This window comes from Haemophilus aegyptius (assembly GCF_900475885.1).
GTDB lineage: Bacteria > Pseudomonadota > Gammaproteobacteria > Enterobacterales > Pasteurellaceae > Haemophilus > Haemophilus influenzae.
On record NZ_LS483429.1, the window covers coordinates 1,154,938 to 1,175,365 of the forward strand.

The following is a 20,428-nucleotide window of genomic DNA, read 5'->3' on the forward strand; positions in this document are numbered from 1 at the left end:
TAGATCAAATAACTATTTTTTTAATCAAAAGTGCGGTACTATAAATAAACCAACATTAAAGAAGTCCAACGAAAGGAAAATATTATGACAATTTATGCAGACAATTCTTATTCTATCGGAAATACGCCGCTTGTGCGTTTAAAACACTTTGGCCATAACGGCAATGTGGTGGTAAAAATTGAAGGTCGTAACCCAAGCTACAGCATAAAATGCCGTATTGGGGCGAATATGGTGTGGCAAGCAGAAAAAGATGGCACGCTCACAAAAGGGAAAGAGATTGTAGATGCAACGAGTGGTAACACGGGCATTGCTTTGGCTTATGTTGCGGCGGCTAGAGGTTATAAAATCACGCTCACCATGCCGGAAACAATGAGCCTAGAAAGAAAACGTTTATTGCGCGGATTGGGTGTGAATTTAGTGCTTACCGAAGGCGCAAAAGGAATGAAAGGTGCTATTGCGAAAGCAGAAGAAATTGTTGCTTCTGATCCAAGCCGCTATGTCATGCTTAAACAATTTGAAAATCCAGCTAACCCGCAAATTCATCGAGAAACAACAGGGCCTGAAATTTGGAAAGATACGGATGGCAAAGTCGATGTTGTTGTTGCTGGCGTAGGAACAGGTGGTTCGATTACGGGTATTTCTCGTGCGATTAAATTAGATTTTGGTAAACAAATCACTTCTGTTGCCGTTGAGCCAGTGGAATCTCCGGTCATTAGTCAAACTTTAGCGGGTGAAGAAGTAAAACCAGGCCCACACAAAATTCAAGGTATCGGTGCGGGTTTCATTCCCAAAAATTTAGATTTATCTATTATTGATCGCGTAGAAACTGTTGATAGTGATACCGCACTTGCCACAGCTCGTCGCTTAATGGCGGAAGAAGGCATTCTTGCAGGTATTTCATCTGGTGCAGCTGTCGCGGCTGCAGATCGCTTAGCTAAATTACCAGAATTTGCCGATAAACTCATTGTTGTTATTTTGCCTTCAGCTTCTGAACGCTACTTAAGCACAGCTCTGTTTGAAGGGATTGAGGGATAAACAAAAAAGAATAAAGTGCGGTGAATTTTCACCGCACTTTTATTAAGACTAGAGTAGTTCAATCTGAATGAGATCAGATTGTTTAATCCCCTTATTTTATCCTTTCCTTCTTATTCAAAATCAATTTTTTCTTCTTTTCATATTCTGTTCATTGAATTTTTTTATTAATGCAGTAAACTAGCCACCGATTTTTAATCACCTTTCTTTTCACTTTAAATGTTACCCGCGAGTAACAAAAGGACACATCATGACAAACAAAGTAAACAGTTATGGCTGGAAAGCCTTAATTGGCTCTGCCGTCGGCTATGCAATGGACGGTTTCGATCTTCTCATTTTAGGTTTCATGCTTAGTGCAATTTCCGCAGACTTAAATCTAACACCCGCCCAAGGTGGCTCTCTCGTAACTTGGACTCTGATTGGTGCCGTATTTGGCGGCATTTTATTTGGCGCATTAAGCGATAAATACGGTCGAGTACGCGTACTGACTTGGACTATTCTTCTTTTTGCGGTATTTACTGGGTTGTGTGCGATTGCACAAGGTTATTGGGATTTACTGATTTATCGCACAATTGCTGGCATTGGCTTAGGCGGTGAATTTGGAATTGGGATGGCTCTAGCAGCAGAAGCATGGCCTGCACGCCACCGAGCGAAAGCAGCATCTTATGTTGCATTAGGTTGGCAAGCTGGTGTGTTAGGTGCCGCATTGCTTACACCATTATTGCTCCCGCATATTGGCTGGCGTGGAATGTTCTTGGTGGGTATCTTCCCTGCATTTGTCGCTTGGTTCTTACGTTCTCATCTGCACGAACCTGAAATTTTCACGCAAAAACAAACCGCACTTTCAACGCAATCCAGCTTTACTGATAAATTACGTTCATTCCAGCTTCTGATTAAAGACAAAGCCACGAGCAAAATTAGTCTTGGTATCGTCGTACTCACTTCTGTACAAAACTTCGGTTATTACGGCATTATGATTTGGTTACCTAATTTCTTATCAAAACAACTTGGGTTCAGTTTAACTAAATCTGGGCTTTGGACAGCCGTTACCGTCTGTGGCATGATGGCTGGCATTTGGATTTTCGGACAACTCGCCGATCGCATCGGACGCAAACCAAGTTTCTTACTGTTCCAATTAGGCGCAGTGATAAGTATCGTGGTTTACTCACAACTTACCGATCCTGACATCATGCTTCTTGCTGGGGCATTTTTAGGTATGTTTGTGAACGGAATGCTGGGCGGTTACGGTGCATTGATGGCGGAAGCCTACCCAACAGAAGCTCGAGCAACGGCACAAAACGTACTTTTCAATATTGGTCGTGCCGTAGGGGGATTTGGACCTGTAGTTGTGGGTGCAGTTGTACTTGCTTACTCTTTCCAAACGGTCATCGCTCTACTTGCGATTATCTACGTAATTGATATGTTAGCGACAATTTTCTTAATCCCTGAATTAAAAGGTAAAGCCTTAGACTAAGAAAATATAAAAGATAAAAATGCTCGCCAAATGCGAGCATTTTTTTATGAAACAAGTCATCTTATAAGTAATATCTTTATAAGTTTTCTTTTCACTAAGCAAACTTTCATTATTTTGCCAACAGTTCGTTCAATTTTTCTAATGCCATTTCTGGCGTAATATCAATCAAACTTTGATGATACCCCCCCTCTTTGTCGCCTTTACGGACTTTAATCAATCCACCTTCAATTAAACGAATAATCGTTGCTTTATCTGAAAGCGGCGGCGTATATTGTGGGCTAGTTGGTCCATAAAGTGCAATCAATGGACGATTTACTGCTGCCGCAATATGCATTAAACCACTGTCATTGGTCACGACTGCCGTACAATTTGCAATTAAATCCACCGCTTCATTCAAGTTGGTTTTTCCTGCTAAATTGACACAAAACTCACGCAACTCTTCTGGCAGCGCTTGACGAATTTCTTCGCCCACAGGTTCATCTTTAGCAGAACCAAATAGCGCCACAGCATAGCCTTGGGTAATTAACATTTCTGCTAATTTTGCATAATGATAATGTGGCCAACGTTTTGCTGGGCCAAATTCCGCACCAGGACAAAAACCAATAATTGGACGCTCGCCTAAAAGTGCGGTTTGTTTTTCAAATTTTTTTAAGGTTTCAGCTTGTTGCGCTGGCTCAACCGTCAAATAGGGTTTCAAGACAAGAATATCATCAGCTTTTGGTACAGCATCTTTTTCAAAAGCCAATGCAACATAACGCTGCACTATCATTGGATAATCTTTTTTATTGGCTCGTAAATCATTCAATAAAATATAACGGCTTTCGCCTTTCCAACCGCGACGATGGACAATCTTTGCAAAGAAAGGAATAAACGCAGATTTCAATGAATTAGGCAAAACAATCGCCATATCATATTGTTCACGCAAAGACTTTCCTAAACGATAACGCGTTCCCAATTCAAAGGCTCCGTGCCCTAATGGCATTTCAATCGCCTTACGCACCTCTGGCATTCGCTCAAGCAAAGGCTTACACCAATTCGGTGCCATCACATCAATATTGCAGTTTGGATATTGAATTTTCAGTTGCTGGTACAAACTGTGCGACATCATCATATCGCCAACCCAAGAAGGGCCGATAATTAGAATATTCATTTTCTGTCTTTCAGATAAAAGTGGGGTCAAAAATACCGAGATTTTTAACCGCACTTTGTTGATGGGAAGTAGGCAAACCTACGGTTTATTTTCTATTCAACCATGCCATATATTCAGTCACGCCTTCCGCCACTGTTTTGAATGGTTTATCGTAGCCTGTTGAACGAAGTTTAGTCAAATCTGCTTGCGTATATTCTTGATAGCGAGATTTCAAATGCTCTGGGAATGGAATGGTTTCAATCTCGCCTTTTCCGTGGAATTTCACTACCGCATCAGCCACCGCACGGAAACTTTCTGCATTTCCTGTACCAAGGTTGTAAATACCCGAAATACCATTTTGCCAACACCAAATATTCACTGCAGCCACATCCCCCACATAAACAAAATCACGGCGGAAGTGTTCGCTGCCTGCAAATAATTTTGGATTTTCGCCTTTTAAGATTTGGTTATTCAAGTGGAATGCCACACTCGCCATAGAACCTTTATGATTTTCACGCGGTCCGTAAACATTGAAATAACGGAAACCACATACTGGCGATTTTGCTTCAGGCAAAATGTTACGCACATATTGATCGAACAAGAATTTAGAATAGCCATACACATTTAATGGGCCTTCAAATTCACGTTCTTCACGGAATACTTTGGTGTCTCCATAAGTTGCCGCACTTGAGGCATAGAAAAAAGGAATTTCGCGGTCAAGGCAATAATGCAACAACTCTTTAGAATATTCGTAGTTGTTGTGCATAATGTATTTGCCATCCCATTCCGTAGTCGCAGAACAAGCCCCTTCATGGAATACCGCATCAATATCGCCAAATTCATCGCCCGCGATAATAGAAGCAATGAAATCTTCTTTATCACAATAATCTGCAATGTCTAAATCAACTAAATTTGCAAATTTCGTGCCATCTTTTAAGTTATCGACCACTAAAATATCTTTGTGCCCTAAATCATTCAATGCTTTGACAATATTGCTGCCAATAAAACCAGCGCCGCCTGTTACGATAATCATAATTCTGTCCTCTTTAAAATAAGTCTGCGTATTGTAATAGATTTTCTACTGCTTAGCCAAAAAACTCTGCGAAAAACAACCGCACTTTTAATCCCCAATAAGTCGTAAGACCTGTCGTAACAAGATTCATTTTGCCTTTACTCAACAGCACAATTGTGGGCGTCACATTAATTTGCCATCGTTCTGCAAATTCCCCTTTAGGATCATTAACCGTAGTGAAGTGGTAGTCATGCTTACTTAAATAATCATTTACGTCCGCCTCATTGTCTGAACGTAATGCCACCGATACAACTTGATAGCCTTCGTTTGCTAAAGAATTAATTGCTGGCGAAGTATAACGACAATAACCACACCAAGTTCCCCAAAAATAAAGTAATGTGGGTTTGTTTTGATCAAGACTTTCAAGAGAGAACGTATTCCCTTTAAGATCTTGTAACGTGATTTTATTTATTTCCTCTGGCACTACAGGGCGACGAACAAAATCCAGTATGCTAGTCATCACAATAAAAGTTAAAAAGAGGGATAATCCATTCTTGAGTAATTTTTTAATCTTCATTTTATTTATTCCTTATCTTGTTGAGATGATTGTAATTGAGCGTAAATCCATAGTCAAAAATAAAGAATTTTTGCTATAATAATAGGTAAAACATAAATAAAAGGAGGAAAATAATGATATCAAATCAACTTGCTCAATATATCGATCACACCGCACTTACCGCAGAAAAAAATGAACAAGATATTTCGACACTCTGTAATGAAGCGATTGAACATGGATTTTATTCTGTATGTATCAATTCTGGTTATATTCCACTCGCTAAAGAAAAACTTGCTGGCTCAAATGTAAAAATTTGTACTGTGGTTGGCTTCCCTTTGGGTGTCAATTTAACCTCAGTCAAAGCATTTGAAACACAAGAATCCATTAAAGCGGGTGCAGATGAAATTGATATGGTGATTAATGTAGGTTGGATAAAATCGCAAAAATGGAATGCAGTGAAACAAGATATTCAAGCTGTATTTGATGCTTGTGATCGCACGCCATTAAAAGTAATTTTAGAAACTTGTTTGCTCACTAAAGATGAAATAGTGAAAGCCTGCGAAATTTGTAAAGAAATCGGTGTAGCTTTTGTTAAAACATCAACAGGCTTTAATAAAGGTGGTGCGACCGTAGAAGATGTTGCATTGATGAAAAAAACGGTCGGCAATATTGGTGTTAAAGCATCAGGTGGTGTGCGTGATACTGAAACTGCACTTGCAATGATTAAGGCGGGTGCGACTCGCATTGGTGCAAGCGCTGGCATTGCAATTATTAGCGGTACTCAAGACACTCAAAGCACTTACTAATCCTTTCAGGCGTGGTATTCTTTCCACGCGTTTTTACATATTCGACAATTTCTGCAGCAAACGATCCATTGCTCGATAGCCCAAGGCCTCCGCCAAGTGCGGTTGAGAAATTTGTTGTTCTCCTTGTAGATCGGCAATGGTTCGAGAAACTTTCAAAATACGATGATAAGCCCGAACAGAAAGCCCCAGTTTATTCAGTGCTTTTTCAAGGAAAAAGGCATCTTTATCATTTAACTTGCAATCACGCTCAATCTCTTTACTGTTCAAATAAGCGTTAATTTTCCCTGCTCTTTCCATTTGAATCTCACGTACTTTTAACACTTTTTCACGAACTTGCGCGCTGGTTTCGCCACGATCGCCCGTATTTTGCAAGCTACCTTGTGGCAGTAAAGGCACTTCAATAGATAAATCAAAACGATCTAAAAATGGCCCTGAAAGTCGATTCAAATAACGCATAATTTGCTGTGGTGAAGTGCGGTTATGTGTCCCAGTATAATGGCCTGTGGGGCTTGGATTCATCGCTGCCACTAATTGAAAACGAGCTGGGAATTGAATTTTTGCATTGGCACGAGAAATAATAATCTCACCACTTTCCAAAGGCTGGCGTAGTGCATCTAACACTTTTCGCTCAAATTCTGGAAGTTCATCAAGAAAAAGCACCCCATTTGTTGCTAAGGATATTTCGCCAGGTTTAGGGATCGTTCCGCCACCAACTAAAGCAGGCATTGATGCACTATGATGTGGTGCGCGAAAAGGACGTAGCTTCCAATTATGAAAATTTAACTCGTTTTGAACTAAACTCGTTACAGATGCCGTTTCTATCGCTTCTAAATCTGTCATTTCAGGTAAAAGCCCCGTCAAGCGGCTAGCGAGCATGGTTTTCCCTGTACCTGGCGGACCAAGAAAGAGCAAATTATGCTGCCCTGCTGCGGCAATGGTCAATGCTCGTTTAGCGTGCTGTTGTCCGATAATATCCGTTAAATCTAACGTATTTTTACCTGAAAAATTTACCGCACTTTCTTTCACAATTTCAGTGGCGAGGGGTAATTTTTCCTGACCATTGAGAAATTGCACCACGTCTAAAAGCGTTTGAGCAAAATAAGTATTTTGATCAGACACGAGCGAGGCTTCATTAGCATTTTGTTTCGCAATAATTAACTCTCGCTTTGACTTTTGCGCTGCAAGGATAGCGGGAATCACACCATGTACGCCACGCAATTGGCCCGTCAGCGCAAGCTCTGCCACAAATTCAAATTGCTTTAAGTGGCTCGCATCAAGCTGATCTGATGCGGCTAAAATTCCGATGGCGATAGGCAAATCAAATCTTCCGCCTTCTTTCGGTAAATCCGCAGGTGCAAGATTTACAGTGATACGCTTGGCTGGGTATTTAAATTGTGCATTCATCAATGCACTACGCACCCGATCTTGTGCCTCTTTCACCGTTTTTTCTGGCAAACCAACAAGTGTAAATCCTGGTTTTCCGTTGCTTAAATGCACCTCAATGGTGACTAGCGGTGCTTGCACACCCATAGAAGCACGGCTGTAAACAATAGCAAGGGACATGATAATCCTTAAAGTGCGGTAAAATGAAGATAGTTTTTGCACTATAAAAAAAGCACGTAATGAAATCATTCATTCCGTGCTTTTTTTGCGATCTAGATCGCAAAATTCATATTTTATTTCGCAAAAAGTGGCGAAAACCAAAAATCTAATTTCGCCGCCAATTTATCAATACCAATTTTATTTTGTGCAGAAAAAGCCTCAACTTGTATATCGCCTTGAAATGGAAGAATTGCTTCACGCACCATTTTTACTTGTTTACTACGTGCACTTTGGCTCAATTTATCGGCTTTAGTAAGCAATAAAAGTATCGGTAAATTTGCTGAAACCGCCCATTCAATCATTTGTTGGTCAAGATCCTTAAGCGGATGGCGAATATCCATCAACACAACCAATCCCGCCAAACATTCTCGTTTTTGCAAATATTCGCCCAAGGATTTTTGCCATTGGATTTTCATTTGCTCTGGCACGGCAGCATAACCATAGCCTGGTAAATCCACCAATTTATAATTTGGTTCCACTTCAAATAAGTTAATCAATTGCGTGCGCCCCGGTGTTTTTGAGGTGCGCGTTAAATTTTTTTGATTGGTTAGTGCATTAAGTGCGGTCGATTTTCCTGCATTTGAACGACCCGCAAACGCAATTTCAATGCCCGTATCTTCAGGAATGGAACGAATATTCGGTGCGCTCGTTAAAAAGTGGGTTTTGTGGTAATTAAGTTTAATTTCAGACATAAGTATTCCTTTTAAAAATTGTGTTTAGAATAGCATAAATGGAAAATTTCCTGAAATTATGTCAAAATTCTCTCTGAAATTATAATCAATTAATGGCAATCCAGATGACAACAAAAACAACTTACCAATGGCCTCAATCTAAGGATATTTATCCATATCGACCAGGGCGTTTTGATGCACCAAAACATTGGCGTTATAACTTACGTAGCTTTTTAAATCGCGGTTCAATTCGTCGCTTTGAACAATTTATCAATCAATATCCTTTTCTCGTCGATATTTTTAATACGCACTTGGATTATAGTTATCCTGTTGCTTGTCGTTTTTTAGATAAGCGTTTTAACGCATCACAACGTTTTCATGCCGTTTGTGAGAATCTTTTATTTTTACCCGAAAAACTTACCGCACTTTCTACGCCGTTATGGGAAAAACCTCTAAGTTTTGGCGAAGTCATTCCTGATTTTGAAATGACATTAAGCATGACAACCCATCAACCAATGGAAGGATATTGGGTATTGGAGCTATGGCATAAACCAAGAAATGAATTAGTTTATTTGCTTACTTTTGCCAAATTAGGCGATGCGTTGCTTATTGCTGTTGTACAAGGGCCAAATTTTGAAGGTTCAAAAGAAATGGTGAAGCAACTAACCAAATTATGCCACGGTTTACGCCCTGCCTATTTAATGGTTGAAACCATGAAATCACTCACAAAAATACTAGACTACGATAAATTGCTTGGCATTCCACAAAAATACCAAAATAAATCTCGCTTCATTCAAAGTAAACAATATACTGTGGATTATGATGCAATTTTTGGCGAATCAGGCGGAGAATTAAAAGATTACTGGGAATTGCCTTTAAAAATGGATAGAAATCTGGATGATATTCCAAGTAAAAAACGTTCCATGTATCGTAAACGTTATGCGATGCTAGATGATTTGGCTAAGGTAATTGAAGAAAAGTTAGGATTGTAAAAGTAAAAAGTGCGGTGAATTTTAACCGCACTTTTTGTTTTATAAGACTTTCAAGCAAGCCACAAAATGGCTGTTGTTTTGGCTGGTGAAAAGCGGTTTTTGTTTCGCACAATTCTCATCAGCCTTTAGACAGCGAGTACGAAATACGCAACCAGACGGTGGATTAATTGGCGAAGGCAAATCACCTTCAAGTAATTCGATGGATTTATTGCGTTCCAATTTTGGATCGGGGATCGGAACAGCAGACATTAAGGCTTTGGTATAAGGATGCTTGGTATCGTTATATACTTCCACATCGCTGCCTAATTCCATTGCATTGCCTAAATACATCACTAATACGCGGTCAGAAATATGTTTTACCACCGCTAAATCATGGGCGATAAAAATTAAGGAAAGCCCCATTTCTTTTTGCAGGGATTTCAATAAATTCACCACTTGAGCCTGAATCGACACATCTAACGCTGAAACGGGCTCATCACAAATGATCATTTTGGGCTCAATGATTAACGCACGAGCAATACCGATACGCTGACATTGACCACCAGAAAATTCATGTGGGTAGCGGTTAATCAAGTTCGGTAAAAGCCCAACTTTCAACATCATAGCTTGCACTTTTTCTTTCACTTCGGCGGCACTTAAGTGCGGTTGGTAGATCTTTAATGGCTCAGCAATGATTTCGCCAATATTCATTCGCGGATTGAGAGAGGCGAGCGGATCTTGGAAAATCATTTGAATATCTTTACGCGTTTCTTTCCATTGTTTCGCTGATTGTTTTCGTAAATGTTTACCAAGCCACAAGATTTCCCCTTCACTCGCTTCGACTAAACCGATAATAGCGCGTGCAAGTGTGGATTTACCGCAACCAGATTCACCTACTACGCCGAGAGTTTCACCTGCGTAAAGTTTAAAAGACACATCCTTCACCGCTTTTAAGGTTTGCGGTTTGGCGAAGAAAAGGGATTTATCATTTTTAATTTTAAAACTGACGCCTAAGTGATTGACTTCAAGGAGTAATTCTTTGTTGTTTGAGACTGTCATAGGTTAAATTTCTCCGCTGATAACCAACAATTACGTAATTGACCGTGATTAAATGTAGTCAGTTTTGGTGCAATTTGGCATTGTTCGGTAGCAAATTGGCAACGAGGTGAGAATGGACAACCTTTTGGCAAATGCAATAAATTCGGTGGATTGCCAGGAATGGTTACCAAGTGTTCTTCATTGCCGTCTAAGCGAGGAATCGCATCCATTAAGCCTATGGAATAGGGATGGGTTGGATGATAGAAAATTTGTTCCGCTGTGCCGTATTCCATGGTTCGTCCAGCATACATCACCATAACTTGATCGCAAATACCTGCTACCACACCTAAATCGTGAGTGATCATAATAATTGCAGTATTAAATTCGTGTTTTAACTCATTTAACAAGGTCATGATTTGTGCTTGAACGGTCACATCCAAAGCGGTTGTTGGTTCATCTGCAATGAGTAGTTTGGGACGGCATAATAAGGCCATCGCAATCATCACCCGTTGACGCATACCGCCAGAAAACTCGTGCGGATACATGCCCATGCGTTTTTTAGCTTCTGGCATTTTAACTACGTCTAACATTTTCACGGATTCGGCAAAGGCAGTTTGTTTATCATAGCCCTTGTGCAATTGCAGCACTTCCATGAGTTGTTCACCGATTTTCATGTAAGGATTTAGCGACGTCATTGGATCTTGGAAAATCATGGAAATTTGCTCGGCGCGGATTTTATTCAATTCAGCATTCGGTAAATTAACTAATTCTTTCCCTTCAAAAATGGCAGAGCCTTCCACTTCACCGTTGGCTGCCAATAAACCCATTAAAGCAAAGGCTGTTTGTGACTTGCCTGATCCACTTTCGCCTACAATACCGAGCGTGCTTCCTGCATTCAGCGTGAAGTTTAAGTCATTCACTGCTGTAACGACGCCATCTGGTGTTTTGAAGCGAACGTAGAGATTTTTTACATCTAATAAAGGATTCATTATTCGCTCCTATCTATCTTTCGGATCGAGCGCATCACGCAACCCGTCACCGATAAAGTTAAAACAAAATAGGGTAAGGCAAAGGAAAAATGCCGGGAAAATTAATAACCAAGGCGACACTTCCATTTGTGCAGCACCATCACTTAAGAGTGCACCCCAGCTACTCATCGGTTCTTGAGTTCCTAATCCTAAGAAGCTTAAGAATGATTCAAATAGAATGAGCCCAGGCACTTCAAGCGAGGCATAAACTGCCACTAAGCCTAATACATTCGGAATAATGTGTTTCAAAATGATTTGGCGACGAGGTACGCCACAAACGATGGCGGCTTCGACGAATTCTTTATTTTTTAGGCTGAGGGTTTGTCCGCGTACAATACGTGCAAGACCAAGCCAAGCAATGGCTCCGATAGCGATAAAAATTAAGAAAATGTTTTGGCCAAAAAGGGTCACCAACAAAATCACGAAAAACATAAATGGAAATGAGCTAAGAATTTCCAAAAAGCGCATCATCAGCATATCTGTTTTACCGCCTACATAACCGGAAATCGCCCCATAAATTGTGCCGATAGTGACGGAAATGAAAGCACCAGCAATACCGACCAATAATGAAATACGTCCACCGATAGCAGTACGTACCAACAAGTCTCGACCTGAGGCATCGGTACCGAAGAAGTGATAACCTTCCATTGTTGGTGCGGCGCTCATCATATTCCAATCGGTATCTTCATAGGTAAATGGGAAGAACCAAGGCGCTACGGTGATAAATATAATAATAAACGCCAAAATAATCAGACTGGCAACGGCCGCTTTGTTGCGGAAAAAACGGCGTTTCGCATCTTGCCATAGGCTGCGGCCTTCCAGTTGCATTTCTTCAATACGGTCAGCCACTTGTTCCACAAAATCCGCATTTTTCTGATTAATCGGCTGAGTACGATAATCTGTCATAACTTATCCTTAATAACGAATTTTTGGATCGATGATGGCGTATAAAATATCCACAATCGCATTAAATAAAATGGTTAATGTCCCCACTAAAATGGTGAGGCTCAAAACTAAAGAGTAATCGCGGTTCAATGCGCCGTTTACAAATAATAACCCCATGCCAGGTAAACCAAATACGCTTTCGATCACCATTGAGCCGGTAATAATCCCTACGAAAGCAGGTCCTAAATAGGTTATCACGGGTAAAAGTGCGGGACGCAAAGCATGTTTTAAAATGATTCTCGACATGGAAAGTCCTTTAGCTTTGGCGGTTCGAATAAAGTTGGAATGTAACACTTCAATCATCGAACCACGCATGATACGCGCAATCCCTGCAACATAAGCGATAGTTAAGGAGGCTACAGGTAAGATCATGTACATGGCGGTACCACCGTTCCAACCGCCAGCTGGCAGCCATCCTAGATAAATGGCGAAAATTAGCACTAAAACAGGTGCAAATACGAAGCTTGGCATAATGACCCCAAGCATCGAGAAGCTCATCAAAATATAATCCCAACGGCTATTTTGATTGAGAGCGGCGAGCGTACCTGCTGTTACTCCTAGCACGACTGCAAAGGCGAAAGCCACCATTCCCAATTTTATGGAAACAGGGAAAGCTGACGCGATTAAATCATTGACTGATTGGTCTTTATATTTAAAAGAGGGACCAAAATCTCCTTTGGAAAGATTTTCTAAATAAAGGAAATATTGTTTATATAATGGTTCATTTAAATGATACTTCGCTTCGATATTAGCCATGACTTCTGGCGGATAAGCGCGTTCAGAAGTGAAGGGGCTGCCAGGGGCAAGACGCATCAAAAAGAAAGAAAAAGTAATCAAAATAAACAGCGTCGGCAAGGCTTCCAACAGCCGTTTAAAAATAAACTTGAGCATAACAACTCCAACCAAAATGGGCGAAAAGTGCGGTCAAAAAATACGACGATTTTTAACCGCACTTAAATACGAGCAACGAATTAATGTTTAATAATATAAAGATTGCGTAAGTAAATATGATCTTGTGGATCTTTGCCTGAATAACCTTTTACGTAAGGTTTCACTAAGCGTGGATTCACATAGTTAAAGATTGGTACGATACCGTAATCTTTTCCAAGAATTTCTTCGGCTTTCGCATAAGCTTTTGCACGACCTTCTGCATCAGTTGCTGCGTAAGATTCTGCCATCGCTTTATCATATTCTGGATTCGCATATTTCGCGGTATTGTTACTAGAATTAGATAAGAAATAGTTGCCGAATGTTGTTGCTTGGTTGTAATCCGCATTCCATCCTGCACGTGCTGCATCGTAACGACCGGCACGACGGCTATCAATGTAAGTTTTCCACTCTTGGTTTTCTAATTTCACATCAATCAAACCTTTGGTGTTCGTTTTCCACATAGATGCTGCAGCAATAGCCACTTTTTTGTGGTTTTCATTGGTATTATAAAGAATGCTGAATTTCAACGGATTCGCTTTACTGTAACCAGCTTCTTCTAAGAGTTTAATGGCTTCTTCATTACGTTGTGCCATCGGTTCTTTTGAATAAGCAGGTTGTTGAATGAGATGACCTTCTTCGATGTAAGTTGGGGTAAACACATAGGTTGGTGTTTGACCTTGGCCCAATACTTTATCGGTGATCACATTACGATCAAGGGATAAGTTCAAGGCTTTACGAATATTCACGTTATCAAAAGGTGCTTTCTTATTGTTTAATTCATAAGAATAAGTTCCTAGGGTACGAGTAACGTATACTTCGCCTGGCAATTCTTTTTGTAATTTAGCGAATTGTTCTGGCGGTAAACCATAACTGGTCATGTCTAAATCGCCCGCACGATAACGCGCTACATCGGTACTTGGGTTTTCAATGGCGAGGAATGTCGCGCTATTGATTACGGTTTCTTTATCGTTCCAATAAAGTGGGTTACGTTCAAATTCGATTTTTTCGTTAATGATGTGGTTAGCCAGCTTATAAGCACCGTTACCCACGTAGTTTTCTTTTTTTACCCATGCATCACCCAATTTTTCGACTACTTTTTGTGGTAATGGCAATAAGGATTGGTGAGTCGTTAAACTGACTGCATAAGGCACAGGATTGGTTGCATGAACCACAAAGGTGTAATCATCTTTTGCTTCCACGCCTAATTCAGCCGGTTTTTTCTTACCGTCAATAATGTCTTGTGCATTTTCAACTTGTAAATAACTTAAGTAACTCGCATAAGGTGCAGCAGTTGCAGGATCCACTAAACGACGCCACGCAAACACGAAATCGTGTGCAGTAACAGGATCTCCGTTTGACCATTTAGCATCTTTACGTAAATGGAATGTCCAGGTTTTGAAGTCAGGTGTATTTTCCCAGCTTTCAGCCGCACCCGGTTGAAGTTTACCTTCAGAGTCTGAGGTGACTAAGCCTTCAAGTAATTGATAAGCAACGTTAGATTCTGGCACACCTTCGGTTTTGTGTGGGTCAAAACTTTGTGGTTCAGCCCCGTTATTGATGACGATATGTTGTTTTTCATCTAATTGTGTTCCTTCAGGCACTATAACTGCTTGCGCAGAATAGGAAAGAGCAAGAGCGATTGCAGAGAAGAGTAGTTTGTGTTGCATTTGAGCCTCCTTGTTATTAGGCGATATTTTTATAAAAAGTCTTCTACTTATTAGCTCAAAAATTCATTTTTGTAAAGATTTGTCAGGAAATTATTTGAAGAAAAATTGAGTTTTGTGAGTTGTGTCTAATAAATCGCTAAAAAAATTGCTAAAAGTGATGATATGAGAGGCGGGGGATCTAGGATGTATTGATTTTTCCTATTGTAAATATTTTCCTACATAAATTACCCTTTTAATGCTAATTGTGCTATCGTAACCTAATTAGATTTAAACAAGTCCATTCAAGGAGAATACAATGACAACACAGTTAGATTCACTTCGTAATATGACCGTCGTCGTAGCTGATACTGGCGATATTGATGCAATCAAAAAATACCAACCACAAGATGCAACAACAAACCCATCATTAATTCTAAGCGCATCTGCACTTCCACAATATGCGCCATTAATTGATGAAGCGGTAGCTTATGCAAAAGCTCAAAGCAATGATAAAGCACAGCAACTTATTGATGCAGAAGATAAATTAGCGGTAAACATCGGCTTAGAAATTTTAAAAATTGTTCCAGGACGTATTTCTACTGAAGTGGATGCTCGCCTTTCTTACGATACCCAAGCAACGGTTGAAAAAGCACGTAAATTAATTGCACTTTATAATGCAGCAGGCATCTCAAATGATCGTATTTTGATTAAAATCGCTTCCACATGGCAAGGGACCCGAGCTGCAGAAATCCTTGAAAAAGAAGGCATTAACTGTAACTTAACCTTATTATTCTCTGAAGCGCAAGCTCGTGCTTGTGCAGAAGCGGGCGTTTACTTAATTTCGCCATTTGTAGGTCGTATTTTAGACTGGTACAAAGCAAACTCCGACAAAAAAGAATATGCGCCAGCAGAAGATCCAGGCGTTATTTCTGTCACCAAAATCTACAATTACTACAAAGAATATGGCTACAACACAGTTGTGATGGGCGCGAGCTTCCGTAATGTAGGCGAAATTACTGAACTTGCAGGTTGCGATCGCTTAACCATTGCACCAGCATTACTGAAAGAATTACAAGAAAATTCAACCGCACTTGTACGCAAATTAGAATACAAAGGCGAAGTAAAAGCGAAACCACAACCATTAACAGAAGCTGAGTTCTACTGGCAACATAACAGCGATGCTATGGCTGTTGAAAAATTAGCAGAGGGTATTCGTAAATTTGCTATTGACCAAGAAAAATTGGAAACCATGCTTTCAGCAAAACTTTAATCTATCATTCAATATAAAAAATAACCGCATTTCAATCTGCTCTTGAATTAGTTAAAGAAAATATTTAACTAATTTGAGTGCAGATTTTTTATTTATTAAGATATAAAAGTGTGGTAAAAATTCGGTGTGTTTTTGTTTATTTACTCCTAGCAGCGATAGATAATGGTTACAGAAATATTATTAAGTAATACATTTTCATAACAAAATAGATGAAATTTATTATAAAAATATTTTAATAAAGATAAATTATATTTTTAATTTATACTAAATTAGTAGTTAGAATTTTAACTTGCGATAATATCAGAGAAAAGTGGTAGGCTTCCCAAGATTTTATACATTCTGGAATGATTACCATTTGATATATGATTATAAATTAGCTTAATAAATCACTTAATTTCTTAATTAAGATAATTTTTCTTTCCTCAAAGAATTGATCAAAATTATCAATAGATAAGTCCACATCAGGTATAAGATGCTTGTTGAGAAAAGATTTCCTATCAGATTTTGCATTTTTATCTACCATTCTTCAAGAGAAGCATCTTTTTTTCGATGTATTTTCATCAAGCCATTGTAAGTTATAAATAGAATTATAATTTTTATCAGCTTTTTGAGTTAATAGTAACTCCTTAATAAATTTATCATTGATAGATTAATTTACCATCCAGCTTGTGACTGCGATAAAAATTGCAAAGATGCAAAACCAAATTATGTGGAGTTTTGTGCTTTTACGATTGACTTCTTCATTATGTAAACGTCGAGCTTCTAATCTTTGTTTGTACATCTCTAGATCTTTTTGTTTGAAAGAGAAGCCGCAATTAGGGCAATTTTCTGCATTTTCACTAATCTTTTTTCTGCATTCAGGGCATCTTGTTAAGGACATATTTGCTTTTATACCTATTCAATTACTTATTTATTAGCATTTTAATGGATGTTTTAGATTTTACAAATGTGATACAAGTCACAAATCTTATAAAAATCTTTAAATTCAATTTTGATTTGACGTAATTTGAAATAGAATACAGCCGCTTGTTTAGGGCATATAAATACTTTTACTTTATTTTTTGAGGAGCCTTCCTATGTTGTGGTTTTTCTTTTGTGTAGCCGTGTTGATTATCGGTTACTTTATTTATGGAAAAATTATCGAAAAAATTTTTGTGATTAATCCAAAACGTCAAACACCTGCTTACCAAGTAAATGATGGTGTGGACTATATGCCAATGTCTAAAACGAAAATTTGGCTAATTCAATTGTTAAATATTGCGGGAACAGGCCCTATTTTTGGCCCTATTCTTGGTGCATTATATGGACCTGTTGCAATGCTTTGGATTGTTATTGGTTGTATTTTTGCTGGCGCAGTACACGATTATTTCTGTGGTATGTTAAGTATTCGTCACGGTGGCGCAACAATGCCATATTTGGCGGGTAAGTTTTTAGGTCGTCCCGTTAAAGTCTTTATCAATACATTAGCACTTGTGTTGCTTTTACTTGTCGGTGTTGTGTTTGTGGCAAGCCCAGCTCAATTAATGGGTACCATTACAATGGATGTATTTGGTGTTTCGCAAGGTGCGTTAGTGCTTGGTGATGCAGAGGCAGTTCATCATTCTGTTGAAGCTGGTGGGATTAAAGTATGGGGAATGGATAAAGCAACAGTGGTTGCTCTGTGGACAGCAATTATTTTTGCTTATTATATTCTTGCAACCTTACTTCCAGTTGATAAGATTATTGGTCGAATTTATCCACTCTTTGGTGCGTTATTACTCTTTATGTCAGTTGGTATGGTATACGGATTAGTTGTTTCACATTTTAGTGCAACAGATCCAATTGAGTTTTTCCGTACAATTAATGCTGATGGCGAGGGTTTAACTTGGGCGAAATTTACACAAAATTTCCAAGTGAAAGGTGATGTTCCAATTTGGCCACTTTTATTCTTAACTATCTCTTGTGGTGCATTATCAGGTTTCCACGCAACGCAAACCCCATTAATGGCGCGTTGTACAGAAAATGAAAGTGAAGGTCGCTTCATTTTCTACGGTGCAATGATTACTGAGGGGGTAATTGCATTAGTATGGTGTATGGTTGGTCTTGCATTCTATGAAAATCCACAAGCGTTACAAGATGCAATTTCAGCTGGTTCTCCATCTAAAGTTGTGTATGATAGTTCGTTACATTTCTTAGGTTTTATTGGTGGTATTTTTGCTATATTAGGCGTGATTGTTCTTCCTATTACTTCTGGCGATACTGCATTCCGTGCTGCGCGTTTACAGATAGCCGAAATTTTTAATGTTGATCAACGTTCATTACCTAAACGTTTATTAATTGCTGTGCCGTTGTTTGTATTAGGTTATTTTATTTCAACCATTGATTTCAGCGTATTATGGCGTTATTTCACTTGGGCAAACCAAATGACAGCAATGGTAATGTTATGGACTGCAGCGGGATATTTATATCGTTATCATAAATTCCACTGGGTTGCGTCTCTTCCTGCGTGGTTTATCACAACAGTATGTGCAACTTATTTGTTCTACAACAAAATTGGTTTCGGCTTAGATTATCAGCTTTCTGTGTATCTTGGTTTAGCAACAACCATCGTTTGTATCGTATTGTTCTTCACAATGCTTAAACCATTAGGTACGCGAGATGAAGAAGCTTATATAAATAATTAGTCAATAAAATTTGATGAAAAAAGCCGTTTGAATTGTTTATTCAAACGGCTTTTTTATTTTGATAAAAATCAGTTGCTTTAATGTGGAATTACTTGCAAGTTGAGCGAACAAATTATAAACTTGCCAGAAGTGGAGAAAAGTGGTGTTTTGTGGAGATTTTTAGAGATTTTCTAAAAATAAGTTCAATTTTTAAGGCGTAATATGTTTCGTGGTGCAACGGCGGTTAATTTAGATTCTAAGGGGCGTGTAGCGATCCCAACTCGCTATCGCGCTGAAATTCTTGAAAAGAACCAAGGGCAAATGGTTTGTACTGTAGATATTCGCCAATCCTGTCTTTTACTTTATCCCCTTGATGAATGGGAAAAAATCGAACAAAAACTTCTCGCACTTTCTAACTTTGATCCTACCCAACGCCGTTTGCAGCGAGTAATGCTTGGCCATGCCACTGAATGTGAGATGGATGCTCAGGGTCGTATTTTGCTTAGTGGGCCATTACGCCAACACGCAAAATTAGAAAAAGGTTTAATGTTGGTAGGGCAACTTAATAAATTTGAAATTTGGAGCGATGTAGAATGGCATACTCAAATTGCAGAGGATATAGAAATTGGCTCCAGTGCAGATTTTGCTGCTGATGCGTTAAATGATTTCTCATTATAGAAAATAATGTAGTACTTTTATCTTAAATTTATGAATAGCGAAAATTCCTTTTCTTCATCTGAACATATTACAGTTTTACTTCACGAAGCCGTGAATGGCTTGGCATTGAAGGAGAATGGCATTTATATTGATGGTACTTTTGGGCGTGGGGGGCATTCTCGGTTTATCCTTTCTCAACTTTCTTCTAATGGTCGTTTGATAGCTGTAGATCGCGATCCTCGTGCTATTGCAGAAGCACACAAAATCCAAGACTCGCGTTTTCAGATTGAACATAACAGCTTTTCGCATATTCCTGAAATTTGTGACAAATTAAATTTAGTGGGCAAAATTGACGGTATTTTGCTTGATCTTGGTGTGTCTTCCCCTCAGCTTGATGAAGCAGAACGTGGTTTTAGTTTTATGAAAGATGGCCCGCTTGATATGCGTATGGATACAACTCAAGGTTTATCTGCTGAAGAATGGTTAAAACAAGTGTCCATTGAGGATTTAACTTGGGTGTTGAAAACTTTTGGCGAAGAGCGTTTCGCTAAACGTATTGCCACTGCTATTGTTGATTTCAATAAAAGTGCGGTAAAAAATGGCACAGAATTTTTATCGCGTACCAGTCAATTGGCGGAACTTATTTCACAGGCAGTTCCTTTTAAAGATAAACATAAACATCCTGCGACGCGTAGTTTCCAAGCTATTCGTATTTTTATTAATTCGGAATTAGATGAATTAGAAAGTCTGCTTAATTCTGCGTTAGATATGTTAGCACCAGAAGGTCGTTTATCAATTATTAGTTTCCATTCTTTAGAAGATAGAATGGTGAAACATTTTATGAAAAAACAAAGTAAGGGCGAGGATATTCCCAAAGGTTTACCATTGCGAGAAGATCAAATTCAGCGTAATCAAAAATTAAGAATTATTGGTAAAGCCATTCAGCCAAGTGATGCAGAAATTCAAGCAAATCCTCGTTCAAGAAGTGCCATATTACGTGTGGCAGAGAGAATTTAGCG

19 protein-coding genes are annotated in these 20,428 nt (G+C 39.0%); 8 read left to right on the plus strand and 11 right to left on the minus strand.

Features of this window, described 5'->3' with window-relative positions; genetic code table 11:
• Positions 1–84: 84 nt before the first annotated feature.
• Entirely contained in the window at positions 85–1,035 is a 951-nt protein-coding gene (gene cysK / locus DQN49_RS06080; RefSeq protein ID WP_006996554.1) for a cysteine synthase A, read from the plus strand.
• A 247-nt stretch (positions 1,036–1,282) separates the two neighbouring features.
• Positions 1,283–2,506 (plus strand): MFS transporter, encoded by a 1,224-nt coding sequence (locus DQN49_RS06085; RefSeq protein ID WP_006996553.1) that lies wholly within the window; start codon positions 1,283–1,285, stop codon positions 2,504–2,506.
• 109 nt (positions 2,507–2,615) lie between these two features.
• Here DQN49_RS06085 and waaF read toward each other — a convergent pair whose 3' ends face one another.
• From waaF to DQN49_RS06100, 3 genes are all read right to left on the minus strand, one after another.
• Positions 2,616–3,656 (minus strand): lipopolysaccharide heptosyltransferase II, encoded by a 1,041-nt coding sequence (gene waaF / locus DQN49_RS06090; RefSeq protein ID WP_013527840.1) that lies wholly within the window; start codon positions 3,654–3,656, stop codon positions 2,616–2,618.
• Between the two features lie 85 nt (positions 3,657–3,741).
• Positions 3,742–4,668, minus strand: coding sequence for an ADP-glyceromanno-heptose 6-epimerase (rfaD, locus tag DQN49_RS06095; protein WP_006996551.1), 927 nt, complete (start codon positions 4,666–4,668; stop codon positions 3,742–3,744).
• A gap of 52 nt (positions 4,669–4,720) precedes the next feature.
• Positions 4,721–5,224, minus strand: a complete 504-nt coding sequence (locus DQN49_RS06100) for a protein disulfide oxidoreductase (RefSeq protein WP_006996550.1) — start codon at positions 5,222–5,224, stop codon at positions 4,721–4,723.
• Positions 5,225–5,337: 113 nt separating this feature from the next.
• On the opposite strand from DQN49_RS06100, the gene deoC reads away from it, so the two are divergent.
• Positions 5,338–6,009: a deoxyribose-phosphate aldolase gene (gene deoC / locus DQN49_RS06105; protein ID WP_006996549.1), complete on the plus strand. Its 672-nt coding sequence runs from the start codon at positions 5,338–5,340 to the stop codon at positions 6,007–6,009.
• Positions 6,010–6,042: 33 nt separating this feature from the next.
• On the opposite strand, the gene DQN49_RS06110 is transcribed toward deoC, so the two are convergent.
• Positions 6,043–7,572, minus strand: coding sequence for a YifB family Mg chelatase-like AAA ATPase (locus DQN49_RS06110; RefSeq protein ID WP_013527838.1), 1,530 nt, complete (start codon positions 7,570–7,572; stop codon positions 6,043–6,045).
• Positions 7,573–7,685: 113 nt separating this feature from the next.
• Positions 7,686–8,303: a ribosome biogenesis GTP-binding protein YihA/YsxC gene (yihA, locus tag DQN49_RS06115; protein WP_006996547.1), complete on the minus strand. Its 618-nt coding sequence runs from the start codon at positions 8,301–8,303 to the stop codon at positions 7,686–7,688.
• A gap of 104 nt (positions 8,304–8,407) precedes the next feature.
• Between yihA and DQN49_RS06120 the strand changes: the two genes are divergently transcribed.
• On the plus strand, positions 8,408–9,274 hold the full coding sequence (locus tag DQN49_RS06120; RefSeq protein WP_013527836.1) for a VirK/YbjX family protein: 867 nt from the start codon (positions 8,408–8,410) through the stop codon (positions 9,272–9,274).
• A 39-nt stretch (positions 9,275–9,313) separates the two neighbouring features.
• Here DQN49_RS06120 and oppF read toward each other — a convergent pair whose 3' ends face one another.
• The 5 genes from oppF to DQN49_RS06145 all read right to left on the minus strand — a co-directional run bounded on the left by oppF (position 9,314) and on the right by DQN49_RS06145 (position 14,861).
• A complete protein-coding gene (gene oppF / locus DQN49_RS06125; RefSeq protein WP_006996545.1) occupies positions 9,314–10,312 on the minus strand; it encodes a murein tripeptide/oligopeptide ABC transporter ATP binding protein OppF in 999 nt (332 codons plus the stop codon).
• Positions 10,309–11,280, minus strand: coding sequence for an ABC transporter ATP-binding protein (oppD, locus tag DQN49_RS06130; RefSeq protein WP_006996544.1), 972 nt, complete (start codon positions 11,278–11,280; stop codon positions 10,309–10,311). Before oppD ends, oppF begins: the two co-directional genes overlap by 4 nt.
• 9 nt (positions 11,281–11,289) lie before the next feature.
• Entirely contained in the window at positions 11,290–12,225 is a 936-nt protein-coding gene (gene oppC, locus DQN49_RS06135) for an oligopeptide ABC transporter permease OppC (RefSeq protein WP_005651799.1), read from the minus strand.
• A 9-nt stretch (positions 12,226–12,234) separates the two neighbouring features.
• On the minus strand, positions 12,235–13,155 hold the full coding sequence (gene oppB, locus DQN49_RS06140; protein WP_005647620.1) for an oligopeptide ABC transporter permease OppB: 921 nt from the start codon (positions 13,153–13,155) through the stop codon (positions 12,235–12,237).
• An 80-nt stretch (positions 13,156–13,235) separates the two neighbouring features.
• Complete coding sequence (locus DQN49_RS06145; protein WP_006996543.1) at positions 13,236–14,861, minus strand: ABC transporter substrate-binding protein; 1,626 nt, start codon at positions 14,859–14,861, stop codon at positions 13,236–13,238.
• A gap of 295 nt (positions 14,862–15,156) precedes the next feature.
• On the opposite strand from DQN49_RS06145, the gene tal reads away from it, so the two are divergent.
• Positions 15,157–16,110 (plus strand): transaldolase, encoded by a 954-nt coding sequence (gene tal, locus DQN49_RS06150; protein ID WP_006996542.1) that lies wholly within the window; start codon positions 15,157–15,159, stop codon positions 16,108–16,110.
• Positions 16,111–16,759: 649 nt separating this feature from the next.
• On the opposite strand, the gene DQN49_RS06155 is transcribed toward tal, so the two are convergent.
• On the minus strand, positions 16,760–16,990 hold the full coding sequence (locus DQN49_RS06155) for a zinc ribbon domain-containing protein (protein WP_005663910.1): 231 nt from the start codon (positions 16,988–16,990) through the stop codon (positions 16,760–16,762).
• A gap of 196 nt (positions 16,991–17,186) precedes the next feature.
• Here DQN49_RS06155 and DQN49_RS06160 point away from each other — a divergent pair, with 196 nt between their 5' ends.
• The 3 genes from DQN49_RS06160 to rsmH all read left to right on the plus strand — a co-directional run bounded on the left by DQN49_RS06160 (position 17,187) and on the right by rsmH (position 20,426).
• On the plus strand, positions 17,187–18,773 hold the full coding sequence (locus DQN49_RS06160) for a carbon starvation CstA family protein (protein WP_006996540.1): 1,587 nt from the start codon (positions 17,187–17,189) through the stop codon (positions 18,771–18,773).
• A 201-nt stretch (positions 18,774–18,974) separates the two neighbouring features.
• Positions 18,975–19,430 carry a division/cell wall cluster transcriptional repressor MraZ gene (gene mraZ / locus DQN49_RS06165; RefSeq protein ID WP_005661293.1) on the plus strand — a complete coding sequence of 152 codons (456 nt, stop codon included), beginning with the start codon at positions 18,975–18,977 and terminating at the stop codon, positions 19,428–19,430.
• Positions 19,431–19,460: 30 nt separating this feature from the next.
• Positions 19,461–20,426, plus strand: coding sequence for a 16S rRNA (cytosine(1402)-N(4))-methyltransferase RsmH (gene rsmH, locus DQN49_RS06170; protein WP_006996539.1), 966 nt, complete (start codon positions 19,461–19,463; stop codon positions 20,424–20,426).
• Positions 20,427–20,428: the final 2 nt, after the last annotated feature.